This window comes from Haloplanus rubicundus (genome assembly GCF_003342675.1).
Taxonomy (GTDB): domain Archaea; phylum Halobacteriota; class Halobacteria; order Halobacteriales; family Haloferacaceae; genus Haloplanus; species Haloplanus rubicundus.
Map to the genome: position 1 here is coordinate 464,815 of NZ_CP031148.1, position 15,680 is coordinate 480,494.

Annotated in this window: 10 protein-coding genes and 1 pseudogene; 6 read left to right on the forward strand and 5 right to left on the reverse strand. The window is 68.2% G+C overall.

Annotation, left to right across the window (positions count from 1 at the left end; genetic code table 11):
- Positions 1 to 3 precede the first annotated feature (3 nt).
- On the reverse strand, positions 4 to 795 hold the full coding sequence (locus DU484_RS03205; RefSeq protein ID WP_114605096.1) for a PHP domain-containing protein: 792 nt from the start codon (positions 793 to 795) through the stop codon (positions 4 to 6).
- A gap of 137 nt (positions 796 to 932) precedes the next feature.
- Here DU484_RS03205 and DU484_RS03210 point away from each other — a divergent pair, with 137 nt between their 5' ends.
- The gene (locus DU484_RS03210) at positions 933 to 1,217 is read left to right on the forward strand and encodes a DUF5789 family protein (RefSeq protein ID WP_114584752.1); all 285 of its coding nucleotides are present in this window, start codon (positions 933 to 935) and stop codon (positions 1,215 to 1,217) included.
- Here DU484_RS03210 and DU484_RS03215 read toward each other — a convergent pair.
- A complete protein-coding gene (locus DU484_RS03215) occupies positions 1,214 to 2,215 on the reverse strand; it encodes a DUF5784 family protein (protein WP_114584753.1) in 1,002 nt (333 codons plus the stop codon). The two genes, DU484_RS03210 and DU484_RS03215, sit on opposite strands and share 4 nt — an antisense overlap.
- A 171-nt stretch (positions 2,216 to 2,386) precedes the next feature.
- Here DU484_RS03215 and DU484_RS03220 point away from each other — a divergent pair, with 171 nt between their 5' ends.
- The 4 genes and pseudogenes from DU484_RS03220 (at position 2,387) to DU484_RS03235 (ending at position 7,980) form a co-directional block, all read left to right on the forward strand.
- Complete coding sequence (locus DU484_RS03220; protein ID WP_114584754.1) at positions 2,387 to 3,847, forward strand: MATE family efflux transporter; 1,461 nt, start codon at positions 2,387 to 2,389, stop codon at positions 3,845 to 3,847.
- A 121-nt stretch (positions 3,848 to 3,968) separates the two neighbouring features.
- Complete coding sequence (locus DU484_RS03225; RefSeq protein WP_114584755.1) at positions 3,969 to 6,308, forward strand: DEAD/DEAH box helicase; 2,340 nt, start codon at positions 3,969 to 3,971, stop codon at positions 6,306 to 6,308.
- 113 nt (positions 6,309 to 6,421) lie between these two features.
- Positions 6,422 to 6,505, forward strand: a pseudogene (locus DU484_RS03230) (IS6 family transposase); the annotation flags it as partial.
- Between the two features lie 47 nt (positions 6,506 to 6,552).
- Positions 6,553 to 7,980 carry a DUF7827 domain-containing protein gene (locus DU484_RS03235; RefSeq protein ID WP_114605097.1) on the forward strand — a complete coding sequence of 476 codons (1,428 nt, stop codon included), beginning with the start codon at positions 6,553 to 6,555 and terminating at the stop codon, positions 7,978 to 7,980.
- A gap of 143 nt (positions 7,981 to 8,123) precedes the next feature.
- Here DU484_RS03235 and DU484_RS03240 read toward each other — a convergent pair whose 3' ends face one another.
- Together DU484_RS03240 and DU484_RS03245 are read right to left on the reverse strand one after the other, a co-directional pair.
- Positions 8,124 to 11,087, reverse strand: a complete 2,964-nt coding sequence (locus DU484_RS03240) for a PAS domain S-box protein (RefSeq protein ID WP_114605098.1) — start codon at positions 11,085 to 11,087, stop codon at positions 8,124 to 8,126.
- 92 nt (positions 11,088 to 11,179) lie between these two features.
- Positions 11,180 to 11,818, reverse strand: coding sequence for an HAD family hydrolase (locus DU484_RS03245; RefSeq protein ID WP_114584758.1), 639 nt, complete (start codon positions 11,816 to 11,818; stop codon positions 11,180 to 11,182).
- Positions 11,819 to 11,893: 75 nt separating this feature from the next.
- Between DU484_RS03245 and DU484_RS03250 the strand changes: the two genes are divergently transcribed.
- Positions 11,894 to 12,610 carry an endonuclease NucS domain-containing protein gene (locus DU484_RS03250; protein ID WP_114584759.1) on the forward strand — a complete coding sequence of 239 codons (717 nt, stop codon included), beginning with the start codon at positions 11,894 to 11,896 and terminating at the stop codon, positions 12,608 to 12,610.
- A gap of 184 nt (positions 12,611 to 12,794) precedes the next feature.
- Here DU484_RS03250 and DU484_RS03255 read toward each other — a convergent pair whose 3' ends face one another.
- Positions 12,795 to 15,653, reverse strand: coding sequence for a hypothetical protein (locus DU484_RS03255; RefSeq protein WP_114584760.1), 2,859 nt, complete (start codon positions 15,651 to 15,653; stop codon positions 12,795 to 12,797).
- Positions 15,654 to 15,680: the final 27 nt, after the last annotated feature.

Sequence of the window (15,680 nt, forward strand, 5' to 3'; positions counted from 1 at the left end):
GGTTTAACCCTGCGCATCCGGCAGGCGTGACGCCATACGCGCGTATTCGTCCGCGTCGAGACCGGCGAGCCCGAGCCGGCCGTCGTGGGCGTCGCTCCCCCCGGTCGCCAGCAGGTCGTGACGCTCGATCACCGCGTCGAGTTGCGCCTCGTCGACCGGGCGCCCGTACGGGTAGTACCGTTCGATCCCGTCGAGATGGGGTGCGAGGTCGAGCGCCGCCTCGGAGTCGGCGTACCGGAACGGGTGCGCGAGCGAGACGACCGCCGCCGCGTCGGCGAGGAGGTCGAGGCCTCGTTCGACGCTCGGCACCGACCGCGAGACGTAACAGGGGCCGTCGTCGCCGATGAACCGCTCGAACGCGCCCGCGTAGTCGCAGTCGGCGTCGCTGGCGTCGACGGCGCGGGCGACGTGGGGCCGCCCGACGCCGGCTTCGAACGTCACGTCGAGCGACACGTCGAGTCGGTCCTCGACCCGCTCGGCCATGCGCCGGGCGCGCTCGATCCGGTCGGTCTGGAGGCGATCCAGCTCCGCCCGGAGCGCCGGCGTCTCCCTGACGCCGTAGCCCAACAGATCGATCCGCCCCGTCGCCGTCTCCACCTGTAGCTCGATCCCGTGGATCACCGTCACGTCGTCGCGTGTCGTCACCGGCGCGTCGAGGTCGGGATGGAGGCGGTCGTGATCGGTCACGGCGACGACGTCGACCCCGGCGCGTCGCGCCGCCGCCGGGAGTTCGGGAACGGTCAGCCGACCGTCGGAAGCCGTCGTGTGTACGTGCAGGTCGGCGACCACGTCCATACGCCACCGTCGCCACCCCCGCCGATATGCCTTGTGCCCGTGTGAACGATCCTCAATTAAGGATAATTAAAGACTACCTGCTGTTTTAGGTTGTACATGGAAAACCATTATAGTTATCGACCGTGTTGGACCTGTTGATGAAGTTCAACGGCACTGGCGAGATGATCGACGCCCTGGAATTCCCGATCACCACCGACGAGATCATCGCCGACCACGGCGAGCACGAACTCGAACTGCAGCGTGGGACCGAGCGAGTCGGCGAGGTCCTCGAACGCCTCGGCACCGAGGAGTTCGAAGGTCCCGAGGACGTGCGGCTCTCCGTTCGCTCCGCGGTCGGTCACAAGGCCATCGGCCGGCGCTTCTACAGCGACCGCGACCCGACGGCCCTCGGCGAGAGCGGCCCGACGCCCCTGTCGCTCTAATCCAGCACCGAATCTAGTTCTAGCGGCACCGAACCCTTCGTGTAGCCAGCGACGCGGCCGTCCGGCCGCATCCGGTAGACGACCGCCGGCCGGTGGCCCACCTCCGGGCGGGCGTCCCTGACCGCGTACCAGTCGTCGTCCGGGAACGACGAACAGTCGACGAACAGCACGACCCCGCCCGCGTGGGCGGCGAGCTGGCCGTCCGTCTTCGTCTTCGCCGTGTCGCGCACGGCGGCGACGGGGGTTCCCGCCGACCGGCGATTCGGCGGCAGCGGACGCGTCACCTCCACCAACGGCTGTTGGCCGTCCGGCGCCTGCGCCTGGAAGTCGATGGAGTGGCCCGTCGTCACCTCGATTTCGGGTTCCACGTCGTAGCCGGCGTCGACGAGGAGCTTCGCGGTGTGGAACTCGCCCATCGTCGCCGCCATCCGCGTCAGATCAAGCTGTTCCGAGGTGCCGAGTTTCCCCGCCATCGTCTCCCGGTAGTCGTCGAGGACACCCGTCGAGAGGAAGGACTCGTAGAATTCGAGCGCGTCGTCGCGGCTCGCGTCCGGGAACCCGCCCGCGTGGTCGTCGAAGAAGTCGCGGGTCGTCCACCGGCCGTCCTTCGAGAGGAAGACGGGGAGGAAGAACCACGACAGGTACGGATAGTCCGCCAACCACGGCGACTGCTCGTGGAGTTCGGCGCGGAGTTCGCGCTCGGCCCACTCCGCGACGGGAGTGGGCACCTCCTCGAAGCCGTACTTGTCGGTGCGCCAGAGGCTCGACGGCGTCTCGGTGTTGCCCAGCCAGTACGCTTCGTCGTCGGTCCAGCAGAAGAGCGCGGTGTCGCCGTTGTCGACGTCGAACCGCCGGGCGTCGTACCCCTCGGGCGGTTTGAACCACGGGCGATTCCACGTCGCGCCGAGGTTGGCGTCGAGCGGGTCGAACACCTCGGCGCGGACGCGGCCCTCGGTCCAGCGCCCGGGGGCGTGTCGAAAACGGAGCGGTCGTGCCACGTCGGCTGTAGACGCCCGGCCGATTTACGCCTTCCGTGTCGGCGTCGGCGGTCACACTCCACTCCGCCGCCGATGCCCGTCGGGTCGCGCCGCCGGCCCTGCCTGTGAACTCCCCGAGCAGTCTCCGCGACCGACACGTCTATGCCAGTGGTTGGTGAACGCGCCGAACGGATGAGCGACCGGCGAGAGGCCATCGTCGAGGGATCGATTCCGCGGACGCTCGTGGGTCTCGCCCTCCCGCTCGTCGCCCAGAACGTCGTCCGCGTCGCCCAGCAGGTGATCGACACCTTCTGGCTCGGCCGCCTCGGCGAGACGGCCGTCGCCGCCGTCGGCCTCACCATCCCCGTCCTCGGCGTCTGTTTCGCCCTCCTCGTCACGCCCTTCGTGGGCACGCAGATTCTCGTCTCCCAGCGCGTCGGCGCCGACGACGACGCCGGCGCCCACCGGATGGTCGTCCACGGCTTCGTCCTCGCCCTCCTCGTCGGCGCCCTCGTCGGCGGCGCCGTCTTCCTCGGCGCCGGCCCCGTCGTCCGCCTCGTCGGTGCCGGCCCCGACGTGGCCCCGCTCGCCGCCCTCTATCTCGCCGTCGTCGCCCTCGGCCTCCCGCTCGCCGGCGCGAGCGATGCCGTCGAAGCCGGCTTCGTCGGCCGCGGCGACTCCCGGGCCTCCCTCTGGATCAACGTCGCCACCGTCGCCGTCAACGTCGTCCTCGACCCCTTCCTCATCTTCGGCTGGTGGGTCTTCCCCCGGCTGGGCGTCCGCGGCGCGGCGCTCGCGACGGTCGGCGGCTACGCCGCCGGGCTCTGCCTCGCGCTCGCGCTCGCGCTCGGCCCGCGTATGAACCTCGCGCGCCGGCATCTCACGCTCACCGCCGCCGACTTCCGCGACCTGCTCTCGGTCGGCGCCCCGATCACGGGCCGACAGGTCGTCAGTCAGAGCGTCCGCGTCCTCCTCGTCGGCGTCGTCGCCCTCGCCGGCGGCGCGGCCGGCCTCGCCGCCTACACCATCGGCGCCCGCGTCGCCAGCGTCGCCGTCCTCCCCTCGCGCGGCCTCGGGCAGGCGGCCCAGAGCATGGTCGGACAGAACGTCGGCGCCGACCGGCCGGATCGCGCCCGGCGGACCACCCGCGTCGGCGTCGCCGTCGCCGCCGGCGCCCTCGCCGTCCTCGGCGCCGTCCAGTGGCTCGTGCCCGTCCCCGTCGCCCGCGTCTTCGTCCCCTCCCTCGCCGGCGACGGCCTCGCGCTCACCGTCCAGTACCTCACCATCCTCGCCTACGGCTACCCCGCCATCGGCGTCGTCGACGCCCTGCTCGCGGGCTTCAACGGCGCGAGCCGCACCCGGACGAGCTTCGTCGCCGACCTGCTGAAATACTGGACGGTGCGCCTCCCCGTCGCCGCCCTCGCGCTCCCCGCGACGGCGTCGGTGTCCCTGCTCGGCGTGACCGTCGCCCCGGGCCTCGACCTGGGGATGCCCGCCGTCTTCTGGGCGGTCACGGGGTCGAACGTCGTCGCCGCGGTCGGCGTGGGGGCGTACTACGCGTACGCGGTTCGTGGTGGCCTGTTCGTCGACGCGGCGGCGGACGTGGCGACGGCGGCGGACGAGAGCGAGGCGGCCGCCGAACCCACCGACTGACGGCCGTGTCGCTCCCGACGGAAACGCCTTTGACGCCCCGGTCCCCGGACTCACCTATGCTTCTGTCCGGCGCCCACGGTCGCGTTCGTGCGCGCTCCCCACCTTCGGAGGTGCTGACCGCGTGAAGGTCGCCGACGCCGTCCCGGAGTTCGCCGACGCCTTCGACTTCGACGAGTTCAACGCGATGCAACGGGAAGCCCTCCCGGTCCTCGTCGAGACGGATCACAACGTCGTCGCGTCGGCGCCGACGGCGAGCGGCAAGACCGCCCTCGCCGAACTCGCCATCTGCAAGACGCTTCGCGACGGGGGGACCGCGCTCTTTATCGCGCCCATGCGCGCCCTCACCAACGAGAAGGAGAGCGAGTGGGAGCGCTTCGAGGACCTCGGCTACTCCGTCTACGTCGTCACCGGCGAGCGCGACCTGAACCCGCGGCGCGCCCGCCACGCCGACGTACTCGTCATGACGCCCGAGAAGGTGGACTCGGCCACCCGCAAACACGACTCCCGGCGCTACGACTTCGTGACCGACGTGGACTGCGTGGTGATCGACGAGGTCCACCTCCTCGACTCCGAGCGCCGCGGCGGCGTCCTCGAAGTCACCGTCTCCCGCCTCCGCCGCCTCTGTGACCCCCGATTCGTCGCGCTCTCGGCGACCATGCCGAACGTCGAGGACGTGGCGGCGTGGCTCGACGCCCCGCCCGAGGCCACCTTCGCCTTCGACGACGAGTACCGCCCGGTCGACCTCCAGACGGGCGTCAAGACCTACACTCACGGCGAGAACTCCTTCGCCGACAAGTACCGCCGGCTCTACCGCGCGCTCGACCTCGCCGAACCCCACGTCCGCGAGGACGGGCAGGCGCTCGTCTTCGTCGCCTCCCGGCAGGACGCCGTCAGCGCCGCTGCCAAGACCCGGGACGAACTCGCCGAACGCGACGTACCCGTCGGCGCCCGCGGCGACTACGACTTCCACACCGACGCGAAGGAGCTGAGCGACGACCGCCTCCACAAGGCCGTCCTCGACGGCGTCGCCTTCCACCACGCCGGTCTCTCGAAAGCGGACCGCGACCGGATCGAGCAGTGGTTCAAGGAGGGGAAGATATCCATCCTCTTCTCGACGTCGACGCTCGCGTGGGGGGTCAACCTCCCCGCCCGCTGTGTGATCGTCCGCGACACAAAGTACCACGACCCGTTGGAAGGTGAAGTGGACATCAGCCCCCTCGACCTCCTGCAGATGCTCGGCCGCGCCGGGCGGCCGGGGTACGACGACGTGGGCTACGGCTGGGTCGTCTGTGACCGCTCCGACGCCGACCGCTACCGTCGCCTCCTGCGTGAGGGCACGGAGATAGAGTCCCACCTCGCGGCCGATCTGGACGCCCACCTCAACGCCGAAATCGCGATGGGGACCATCGACGACCTCGACGACGTGCTCTCGTGGCTCGAGACGACCTACTACTACGTCCGCGCGGCCTCCGAACCCGCGGCCTACGACTTCGACGGCCTCCGCGACCGGGTGCGCGACACGCTCGACTCGCTGGTCTCGCGGGGCTTCGTCGAGATGGGGTCGGACCTCGCCATCGAGTCGACGGCGCTCGGCCGCCTCGCCTCGAAGTACTACCTCCGGCTCTCGACCGCCGAGGCGTTTCACGCCCTCGCGGACCGTGACCGCATCGACGCCGACGCCATCCTCGAAACCGTCGCCGCGGCGGCGGAGTTCGACTCCGTCTCCGCGCGGCAGTCGGAGGCGGACGCCGTCGACGCCGTGTTAGGTAGCGAGGCTGACCATCTCGACGACGGCGGCCGCAAAGTCCTCGCCATCCTCCGCGCCTCGACCAGCGACTCCGTGCCCGCCGACCTGCGGAGCGACGCGTGGATCATCCGCCGGAACGCCCTCCGCCTCCTCGCCGCGCTTCGGGAGTTCCTCGCCCGCTTTGCCGGCCCCCGGGCCGCCAACCTCGCCAGGCGGCTGGAGGCCCGGGTCGAACACGGCGTCAGCCGCGACGCCGTCTCCCTGACCGCCGTCGACGGGGTCGGCGCCGGCCGCGCCCGCAACCTCGCCGCCGGCGGCCTCTCGCGTCCCGCCGACATCGTCGACGCAGGCGCCGACGAACTCGAACGCGCCGGTCTCGCCGCGGGCGTCGCCGAACGCGTCGTGAACGCGGCCGCCGACTTCCCCGCCATCTCGGTCGACTGGGGTGACGTGCCCGACTCGGTGGCCGCCGGCGACAGCGAGATGTGCGAGGTCCGGGTGCGGAACGCCGGCGGCGGCGCCCGCGTCGGCGTCCGCGTCACCGTCAACGGCGTCGAGATGCACGCGAAGGAGACCTACCTCTCGGACGTGACGACGGTGCCGGTCGGGGTGTTCGGGGCGGACGCCGATGAACTCGACTTCCGGGTCGAGGTGGCCTTCGTGGAACTGCCGATTCGGCCGTTCGTGGCGGAGCGGACGGTCCGGGTGGTGTGAGTGGTCGGCCGGCGACGCGTCCGGTCGTCCGTGCCTGTGTCGTCGGTCACGAGACTAGGCCTTCGTGTTTAGTTAACGATGAAGAGTGAGGCGAGTGAATTTCTTGGTGCTCTATGCCAGAAATCACACGCCTCAGCGGGAATAGGGACTGGATTGATTTGGATTTTGTGGAGCGAGAGCGGACCGTGCAAACAATTAACACACTGGCTCCCCTCCCCTCCGTACTCCACGCTTCGGGGACTCCATGAGAGGCGATGGCTCGCGATTCGTCGTCTACGTCGCCCTGTTCGTCCTCGTGATCGGGCAGGTGAGCGGGGCCGGCGTCACGGTCGTTCGTGGCGAGAGCGGTGCCGCGACCGTCAGCGACGGTGGCACCTACTTCGTCGGGCAGACCCTGTCCACGGATCGGTACGATTCGGGCGATAGCGTCGACCTCGAACGCACCAATGGGAGCCTCGTGACGGCCGTTCGCGTCGCCGACGACGGGACGGTGACGCTCGATACGGGGCGATTCTCCTCCGGTGGGTACGAACTCACCAGCCCGTCGGGACCGACCATCTCGTTCGACCTCGTTCGCCAGACGTACTCGGTCGATCCGAACCGCAGTACCGTTTCCACCGCCGACGCGACCCTCGACATCGCGGTGCGGTCGAACCGGGGGAACTACACCCATGCCGTCCGATCACCGGACTTCGATGGATCGACGCTCCGAACGTTTTTCGGCGGCGCCGGAACCGTCGCTTCCGACGGTGACACGCTCCTGCTGTCGGGTGGCGCCCGACAGTCCCTGTCGATGAACCTCACCGGCGTCGAGCCGGGAAGGTACCGCTTCGTCTTCGCCGTCGCCGACGCCGACGCGAGCGAGCACATCACCGTCTCCGTCGACGACTCTGGCCCCGGTCAGATCACACTCGTGCCGCGAATCGTCCAGACCGAGGTCGGCGACGTCGCGACGGTGACCCTCCGCTTCCAGGGCACGGACACCGCACGGCTGACGGTCGGCTCGGCGGCGCTCAACTGGCGGGTCGCCCTGACCGTCAGGGACGCCGACGGCGACGGTTCGGTCGCCATCCGGGTCGATACGGCCAACGCCCGCCAGCCGGGGACGGTGTTCACCGCGACCGGCGCCGACACCGCCTCGAACGTTACCGTGACACACGGTACTCAGTTCACCGACCCCGACCGCCGCATCGCCGCGAATCCGTATCCGCTCTCCGTCGCGACGGGCGGCAGGGAGACTGACGTCGGGACCTTGTCGTTGCGTCCCGCGACCGGCGTCACCAGCATCTGCAACCGGAACGCCGGCTCACTGGTCGATGCGTACGACGACAACGCGGACGCCGTTCCGGGGTTCCTGGCTGGTACCGTCACCGAGACGACGATCCACGGCATCGTGACCGACGCCGGTCAGCGCGATTACACGATTATCACCGATTCCGATCGATCGGTGTCCGCGTTCCGCGCCGGTTCCCCGGACAACGCCACCGTCGAAGTCGAAACCGACTGCGCCACGGTCCGGACGATAGCCGATGCCGAAAACAAGCGCGACGCCGTCGGCACGGCGTACGACGACGGCGACATCGCAATCCGTGGGGTCGGTCCGATCGACACGATTCTCGTCGAGGTGCTGAAACTCGGCGTTCGGATCGGCGATCTGTTCGGCCTCGTGTGACGGTACGGGGTAGTCGTGCCGACCGGTTCTCCACCGACGCTGGGCCGCCGAGGAACTCGATTTCCCCGGGTTGGAGGTGACGCTTCCGGCGTTGCCGGGTCGGTCGTCCGTGGACGAGCGGACGGTACGGGTGGCCTACGGGGTCATTCGGCTTTCGGCAGCTCGACGACGAACGCCGCGCCGCCGGCGTCGCTGTCCTCGACGCCGACCTCGCCTCCGTAGCTCTCGACGAGCGTGTCCACCAGATACAGGCCGATCCCGGTTCCTTGGCTGTCGAGACCCTTCTCCCCCTTGCCGAAGATCGTCTCCCGCTGGGCCTCGGGGACGCCCGGTCCGTTGTCCGCGACCCGAACGACGACGGTGTCGTCGTCTTCCGTCACCGAGAGGTTCACCTGCGGCGTCGCCGCGTCGTTGTGCTGGATCGCGTTCTTCAGGAGGTTCCTGAAGACGGAGCTCAGCATGTCGTTCGCCTCGACCGTGGTCCGTGGAATGCTCGTCTCGGTGCTGACGACCGCCCGCGAGTACGTCGACCGCACCTCGTCGAGCTCGCTCTGGAGAACGGGTCGAAGGTCGACGGGTCGTGACGCCTCGTCGGTCGAGAGCATCACGTCGGCCATCTCCCGGGCTACCTTCGTGAGTCCGACCGCGTGATCGACGGTTTCGCGCACCGTCTCGAAGTGGTCGCCCGTCGACGCGTCGTCACACTCGTCGGCGAGTCGCTCCACGTAGCCGGTTATCACCTGGAGGTCGTTGCGAATGTCGTGACGGAGGACCCGGTTGAGGATGCCGAGGTTATCGCGTTGCTCCTCTAACCGACGCTCGTACTCCTTCCGGGCGGTCACGTCCCGAACCAGCGCGTGCAGGACCGGCTTGCCCTCGTACTCGAACCGGCTGAGCTTCACCTCGGCGGGGAACGTCGTCCCGTCGGTGCGCCGATGTGTCCACTCGAAGAACGCTTCCCCTTCCTCGAAGGCCGTTTCGACGTGTGCCATGGCCGCCGCCTTCGAGTCCGCTCCGTCCGGCTGCTGTGGGGGAGAGAGTTCCCACGGTGCACGACCGACGAAGTCGTCCCCGGAATCGATGCCGAACAACTCGAGCGTTCGCTCGTTGCAGTCGACGAAGCCGTCACGGTCGAGGAGCATGAGCGCGTCGCGGGTGTTCTCGAACAGGCTACGGTATTTCTCCTCGCGTTCCTCGAGTTCGCGCTTTCGTTTCTTCCGCTCAGAAATATCGCGGACGAGCGCGTGTATCGCCGGCTGACCGTCGTATTCGAATCGGCTGAGCTTCACTTCTGACGGGAACTCCTCCCCGTCGTTGCGCTGGTGTGTCCACTCGAAGAACGCTCCCCCCTCCTCGAAGGCCGTCTCGATGCGCTCCAGCGCCGCCACCTTCGAGTCCGTCCCGTTCGGTTGTCGTGGGGGAGAGAGATCCCAGGGCGTGCGCTCCCGGAACTCTTCGACGGTGTCGATTCCGAACAGTTCGAGCGCCCGTTCGTTACAGTCGAGGTAGCCGTCGCGGTCGAACACCATGAGCGCGTCGCGCGTGCCCTCGAAGAGGCTCCGGTATTTCTGCTCCCGTTCCCTGAGCTTCTGCTCACGCTCCTTGCGATCGGTGATGTCCCGAGCGACGGCGACGAACTTTCCGACGTCGCCGTCCTCGTCGATAACCGGCGCGACCGTCTGACTCAGTACGATCTGCTGGCCGTCCGCCCGTTCATCGATCATCTCCGCTTCCCACTGCGCTCCGGAACGGATCGTCCCCCAGAACTCCGCATAGAACTCGTCGTCGTACTCCCCCGACTGGAGGATGCGCGGCGTCTTTCCGACCGCCACCCCCTCGCTGTACCCGGTGATCTCCTCGAAGGCCGGATTGACGTATTCGATCGTTCCCTCGGCGTCGGTGATGTAGATGGCGTGGGCACTCCGCTCGACGGCCGCCTTGAACTGTTGTAACTCGGTTTCCCGGCGCTTGCGTTCCGTGATATCGACGAGATAGCCGAGGAGATGGTCTGTCTCGCCCCCGCTTTCGATCACTCTGGTGTACTCTTTCACCCACCGAACGTCGCCCGACGCCGTCTTCACTCGATACGGGTCCAAGGTGATGCTTTCGACCCCTTCGGCGTCGAGTTCGCTCGCTTCCTCGCCGACCCGTTCCCGGTCTTCCTCGTGGATGAGGTCGGCGTACTCTATCGCTCCCGACCGGAGTTCGTCGGATCTGTATCCGAGCACCTCCTCGACGTTCTCCGAGACGTAGTCGATCGGCCAGCCGTCGGTGTCTTCCCACTTGAAGACGACCGCCGGCCCCTGCTTGAACATGTCCCGCTCCTCCTTCAGCGCCAGTTCGGCGCGCTTCCGGTCGTCGATGTCCTGGTGGATGCCCACCGCCCGCACCGGCTCCCCGTCCTCGTCGCGCTCGACGACCATCCCCATCGTTCGCACCCACTTCCACTCACCGGACTTCGTTTTCAGTCGATGATCGCACCGGTAGTAGGGCGTCCGCCCCGCGACGTGTTCGGCCAACGCCTCGTCGTGTCGGTCCCTGTCCTCCGGATGGACCACGTGCTCCCAGCCACGCATCCGGTCGCCCATCTCGGCTTGCGTGTAGCCGAGCATCTCGGTCAGCAGCTTGTCACGTGAGACTTCGCCAGTCCGCATATCCCAGTCCCAGATGCCGAGGTTCGCCCCCTCCAGCGCCAGTTTCATCCGCTGTTTCGTCGTGACCAGTTCCGCTTCGCGCTCCTTGTGCTCGCTGATGTCGCGGCTGTTCACGAGAATGCTCCCGATCGAGCCGTCGTCGAGCCGAGTCTGCGCGGTCGCTTCGATCCAACACCACGACCCGTCGGCCCGCCGGAGGCGGAGTTCGACCGTCCGTGGTTCGTCGGGATCGGTTCGCACCGCCTCCAGCACGTCCGTAACTGTTTCCCGGTCGTCCGGATGCGTGTATTCGGTCCAGTCGTCTCCGATCACCACCCCTGGATCGTATCCGAGTACCCGTTCCACCGCCCGGTTCACGTACGTCACCGTCCCGTCGGCATCGACGACGGCGACGATATCGGCCGACTCCTCGACGAACTCGCGGTACCGTTCGGATTCCCCCTCCTCTGTCATCGGTGTAGGCTACGAGATTCGGCCGAATATAACACGGGGTTGTCATCGACGCACATTTCTGCTCCATCGGTCCCCGCGTCGCGTTCCCGTCCCTACATCGGAGCCCCCAGTTCCGCCAAGACGGCCCGCAACGCCTCCGGATCGGTCGCGGCGTGGTCGGCCAGCTCGGTTGCCTCGGGGTCGCCGCCGTACGCTATCGTGAGAATTCCGGCCCGCGTCGCCGCCCGGACGCCGTTCGGCGAGTCCTCGACGGCGACACAGTCCGCTGGGTCGGCCCCCACGCGCTCGGCGGCGACGGCGTACACGTCCGGCGCCGGCTTGCCCGGGCCGTCGACGTCTTCGGTGCTCACGACGGCGTCCACGTCGAGGTCGAACCGCTCGACGACGCGGTCGATCCACGCGTGCGGGCTGGAGGAGACGATGGCGATCCGAACTCCCTGTTCCCGCAGATCGGCGAGCAGATCATCGAACCCCGGCAGCAGGTCGGCGCTGTCGTAGAGGTCTGCGGCGGCGGACTCGTACAGATCCAGAAATTCGTCCCGACCCAGCGCTGTCTCGTAGTTGTCGGCGAGGTAGTCGTAGGTCTCGCGGTAGTTGATGCCGCGAATCTCGTCCTGTGCGGGCGGCTCTCCGGCCACCGCCGCGGGCAGGATCACGTCTCGCTCGCGGGCACGCCAGAACTCCTCGGTGTCGACGATCACCCCGTCCATGTCGAAGAGGACCGCGTCCATACGGGCCGACCGCGAGCCATCGCCGAAAGACCTTCGTCCGAGGCTTTTCACCCGGGGACGGGACCACCCCGTGCCATGGCAGACGCCATCCGCGCCTTCGCCGGCGACTGCACCGTCGAGACCGACGACCGCACCCACCGCGGCCGGGTGCTCGTCCTCGTCAAACCCGACCGGACCGTCCTCGTCCACGACGCCGACGGCTACCAGCCAGTCGCGTGGCTCACCCGTGCCGACAGCGTGACCGTCGAGACGGACGACGGGTTCGGCCTCACGGCTCACCTCGACGACCGTCGGCTCCGGGTGACCGGCGACCGCATCCGCCGATCCGTCTACCCGGTCACCGAGGCGGGCGTGCCGGTCGGCACCCACCCCGAGACGGGCGGGCCGCTGGTCCGGACCGGCGGCGCCGTGGTCGACCTCGATGCCGGGACGCGCTACCCGCTCGTCGCCGGCGCGACGGTGCTCGACGCCCGCTGTCCGGACTGCGGACTCCCGACCATGCGCGTCGACCGCGGCGCGACGTTCGAGGTGTGCATCGACCGCGCCTGCGACCCCCTCGACGATGTGGTGCGGGAGCGGTTCGACCGCGCGTGGACCTGTCCCGACTGCGGGAGCGATCTGCGGATCATCCGCCGAAACGGTCGCCTGCTCGCGGGGTGTGACGCCTACCCCGACTGCGAGACGGCCTTCACCGTCCCCGCTGGCGTCGTCGTCGACGACTGTCCATGTGGACTGCCGGTCTTCGAGACGGCGACGGGGCGGCGGTGTCTGGACGGGACCTGTGACCGGTAGCCACCGCAGCGGTTCCGCCGAAACTCTCGGTATCTGCCGATACTGTCGTGCTGAATACCTACACGGACACTCGTTCTCTTTTAACCTGCTCAGTACGGTTCGAGAGAATATCGCAACGGCGGCTCCCGGCGGGGACTCGGGGGCAAGTGGGTCGCCGGAGGCGGAAGGCGAGACGGAGAGCTGGTCAGCAGTCGCAGTCGTCGTCGAGTTCGATATCGAGAGTGATCCGCTTGACCTTGGTCGACTTCACGTTCTCAGCCGGGATGTCGAGACAGTCGAGTAAGCGCTCGGTGGTGTCGTTACACTCGTCATCGTCGGGTTTCGGGTGCTCCCTCGGCGGGGTCTTGAGCGTCGGGTCCACGTCGTATCTCATCCCCCCGACCGGCAGGTCGTCCACGAACGTGAGGACGTCGATCGCCGTCTCCTCTCCCGCCTTCCGGACGTCCTCCGGCGTGAAGTCGTTCCCCTCTTCGAGTTCGAGAACGACCTCGCGGCTGCCCCGGGGACCGAGCGAGAACGACGCTCCACCCGGGTTCCGGAACCGTAGGTGCCACCCACGCTGTCGGAGGAACGCCGGTAGTTCCCGTTCGAGTTCGACGTCGACGGACCGGTCGAAGGGGTTGTTGACCCAGAACCGTCGGTCGGCGAACGACGATGCGAGGTTCGTGGCGCCGCCACCGCCGGCCACCGGCGCGACGTTCCGCTGGGCGATATTGTTGTCGAACGGGACGAGCCGCCAGTGGGGGATAGAGCCGTTTACCGTGTCGGCGTTGCTCGGGTCGCCGTCGGCGGAGACGCTCACGAGGAGACACTCGTGTCCCACCGTCTCCGGCGTCCACTCGAACGGGCCGACGACCGTTTCGCCCCCCGACGAAAGAGAGCCAGCGGAGAGTTCGGCCGTCGTCATCGTCTGCCAGTCGTCCGGCCAGACGAGTCCGGTCGCCGGCTTGCAGTGGTACGCACTGACGGCCGTGTTCTCGGCCGTCCCGGTTCCCCGGTTTTTCACGCGGACGTACATGTAGTTAGACGTGCCGACGACGGGGGTCTGGTGGTCCGTCCCCCCGTCCGGACTCGTCCGGTTCCACATGTCGGTCGTGTTCCAGAAGTTCCGCTGGTACTCGTACTCGCCGTCGCGCCCGTCGTCGACGTAGACGTCCGTCTCCGGCGGCGCTCCCTCGGTACTCACGGGGGTCGGCGCGCCCGGCGGCTGGTACAGCCCCTGCTGTTCGAACCCCCAGCGGACGACCTTGTGGAACGCGCCGCCGGGGTGGCCCTCGAAGTCGGTCGTCCCCTGGTCGGCGTCCATGACCGCCGTCGCGAACACCGCCGGATCGCTCGTGTTCGACGTCATCGACCCGACGGCCCGGACGAGAAGGTACGCGAGGTAACGCGCGGCGAACCGCTGGACGTTCAGCCGGTCGTCGTCGCCCCCGGTCGAGCGGTAGACTCGAAACAGGGTCGTGGCGAGTATCTGCGTGCTCGGGTAGCCCCCGCTGTCGTTCGTTCCGCCCCACGCCCAGCCCGCAGTGACGTCTCGGTCGTGTCGGCGCGTGATCAGCGTGCTCCAGGGGAACGTCCGGAAGCGGTCGGCCACGGGCGTGCCCGGGTCGTTGAGCACGACTGCGAGACTGTCACCGATGCCGTGTGCGAATCCGAACGTCCCCGAACCGATGCTGTTCCGGAGGACCGAGTGGGCGAACTCGTGGACGACGATTCGAACGTCCGCAGCGATGCCCACGTCACAGCCGCTCCGACAGAGCCCGAACGTGAACTTCGTCGTCCCCGACGAACTGCCGAAGTGGAACGCGTTCACGCCACCCCCGACACCCCGGTGGTCGGTAGGAATCGGGAAGGAGGTGCCGCTGAAGAACCCCGACACGTCGAACCCCAGGTCGTCGATCATCCGGTAGAGCGAGTCCAGATAGTAGTACGCGCTCACGGCCGCGAAGTCGTCGGTCGGCGCCGAGGACGAGAAGTCGCCCTCCGGAAGCGGCGCCGTCGGCGGCGCAACCGTCGGCGAGTTCGTGTCCTGGAGGTCGATATACTCCCCCGAGAGCGATTGGTCGTCGCCTGGGTCGGGGGCCGTGAGGCCGGCGAGCGTCACGTCCTCCGTGAGGGGGTCGAGCGTGCCGGCCGGATCACAGCAGTCGATGTCTGGCTGGGGCGTGTCGGTCAGGAAGTCGGCGGGAAAGACGTTCCCGTGTGCAGTCTCGACGAACGCACGCAGGTAGAGCACCGCGCCGGTGACCGGTTCGACGAACGCCCGCCAGTTGATCGGTCCGAGATCGGGGCGGGCGAGCGTGAACAGCACCTCGGTGACGACGTAGTGGGTTCCGTCCTCGATTTCGTCGGGAACCGGCGGGAGCGGGAGGGTGGGCGGTCCCTCGTGGTCGGAGTTGCCCTCGCGCTGTCCGCGCTCGCTCTCCGGGTCGAACCGAAGTTCGGAGTCGTACCGGTAGACGAGCGAGCGCCTGCGGGTGATTTCGGGCCCGCGCTTGGTCTTGAATGCTCCCTCCTCGGACGGGCCAAGGAGGTCCTCGAGGTCGTCCGCGTCAATTGCGTCGGCGGTGTAGTCCGCCCGCTCGAACGCGCCGATGACCTCCGGTTTCTCCTCGTCAGGTGTGACGACTCGGATGTCGTAGTGTACCGTGCTCTGGGAACTGGTGGTCCGGAGGTCGTCGTCGTGCATCCGGACGCTGAGCTCCGCCTCCCACACCGGGAGCCCTAGGTGGGTCTGTTGGTACGTGACGGTGGTCGTCTCCATGACGCCTCGCTCTTCGGCGAACCTGAGGCGCGTTCCCTCGTCGGTGGGCTCCGTCGATGAATTCCGCGGGAGTGGCTGATCGAGGTCGACCAGCCAGCCGGGGTCGATGTCGTAGATCTCGGCAACGTCTCGAACGTACTGCCCGGCGAGCGATCGGGGTGTCGGTGCCGTCAATCCCGCGTCGGTCTCGGTGTACGGTTGCTGTAAGTGCCGCAGACTACGCGCGATTCCCTCCTGATCCCGCCGTACTTCCACATCGGGGGTGATCTCGAAAGTCATCTTCTTATTCTTCGCTAGCTATTATCA